At 61.5% G+C, this 1,700-nt stretch carries 1 protein-coding gene; it reads left to right on the top strand.

Annotation, left to right across the window (positions count from 1 at the left end; all coding sequences use genetic code 11):
* Positions 1-260: 260 nt before the first annotated feature.
* Positions 261-1,700, top strand: a 1,440-nt coding sequence (locus ACM9HJ_RS30920; RefSeq protein WP_416575657.1) for a DEAD/DEAH box helicase family protein, incomplete at its 3' end; no start/stop codon positions are given.

The following is a 1,700-nucleotide window of genomic DNA, read 5'->3' as shown; positions in this document are numbered from 1 at the left end:
CCTGCTTGCCCGCCATCACACTCACCATATTACTATGCTATCTGGATATAATATGGTGAGTAGTCGAGTCGTCAAGGGGATTGGACCTCCGACAGCCGCAGATTTCCTCAACTCACAATGTTTTGCGTAAAATATGGTGAGTGGTTTCGTGAGTCGGCGATGAAGCCGCTGGGTCTCGCTCCACGGGAAGAAGGGCAGAATCTTGCTGCCCGTTGGAGTTGCCTATACTCTTCGGCCATTCGCCGAAATAGGTAGTGTCGATGGTAGTCCCTTCGCCCAATTTCAGCTTCCTGAGCCGCCACGCCCAGCTTGTCGAATTGGGTTCGTTGGCCGAACGGTATTTCCGTGAGGATGGCAATACGGCTCTGATCAAGCTGCGCCAGTTCGGCGAAGTGATGGCCCAGATCATCGCGGCCAGAGTCGGCGCCTTCGAGGGGACGGGTGAGAACCAGAATGACCTGCTTCACCGGCTGGAGGATCGCGGGGCGATCCCGCGTGATGCGGCCCGCCTGTTCCATGAAATCCGGCTCATGGGCAATAAGGCGACCCATCAGGGCTTCGGAGATCAGAATTCGGCGCTCACCGGCCTGAAACTGGCGTGGCAATTGTCGATCTGGTTCCACCGCGCCTATGACAAGAACCAGGGCTTCCAGCCAAAGCCGTTTGTTCCCCCCGCCGATCCACGTCGCGTGGATGCCGTGGTGGCGGAGGAGCTGCGGCGTTTGCGTGAGCAGTATCGGCAGTCCATGACGGACGCCGAGCGTGCGCAATTGACAGCCCAGGAAGCAGAACAGGCCCGCCAGACCGCTGAAGAGAAAGCCCGCCTGGAAGCCGAAGAGAAGCAGGCGCTGCAACGGCAGTTGGCCGCGTTCGAGGCCAAGCACGCGGCGCTTCAGCAGGAGTTGGAGGCGGCCCAGCAGGCAGCGACCGCCGCCCCGGCCAGTATCGACGCTGTGGTCGAGGCCGCGAAGGTTGCTGCCGCCGCCATCGACCTGGACGAATCAGCGACCCGTACCATCATTGACCGCCAGCTTCGTGACCGGGGGTGGGATGTCGATAGTCAGGCCCTGACCTTCAAATCCGGCGCCCGCCCGGCCAAGGGCAAAACCATGGCCATCGCGGAATGGCCGACCGAGACCGGCCCCGCCGATTATGCGCTGTTCCTCGACACCACCTGCGTGGGCGTGGTGGAGGCTAAACGCAAGCGCAAGAATGTCTCGGCCTCCATCGACCAAGCCGAGCGTTATGCAAAGGGTCTGAAGACGACCGATGGCATGGAGCTTGTCGGGTCGGCCAGTGAGTTCCGCGTTCCCTTCGTCTTTGCCACCAATGGCCGCGAATATCTGAAGCAGATTGAGACCGAGTCTGGCATCTGGTTCCGGGACACCCGCAAACCCACCAACCGTCGCCGGGCCTTGACCGACTGGCCAACGCCGGAAGGTTTGCGCGGCCAGTTGGCGATGGACCGGGACGCCGCCCACGCGGCGCTGGCCGCCATGCCGATGAATTTCGGCTTCGACCTGCGACCCTATCAGCGAAAGGCCATCGAGAAGGTCGAAGAGGCCTTGGCTGCCGATGAACGGCAAATGCTGGTGGCCATGGCGACGGGCACAGGCAAGACCAAGCTGGCCATCGCCATGCTGTCGCGTCTGCTGGAATCCAAACGCTTCCGCCGTGTCTGCTTCGTGGTGGACCGCAAT

It is taken from the genome of Niveispirillum sp. KHB5.9 (assembly GCF_048066115.1).
Taxonomy (GTDB): Bacteria; Pseudomonadota; Alphaproteobacteria; order Azospirillales; family Azospirillaceae; genus Niveispirillum.
Note: the sequence above shows the minus strand (reverse complement) of the source record. Positions and strands in the feature narration are given on the sequence as shown.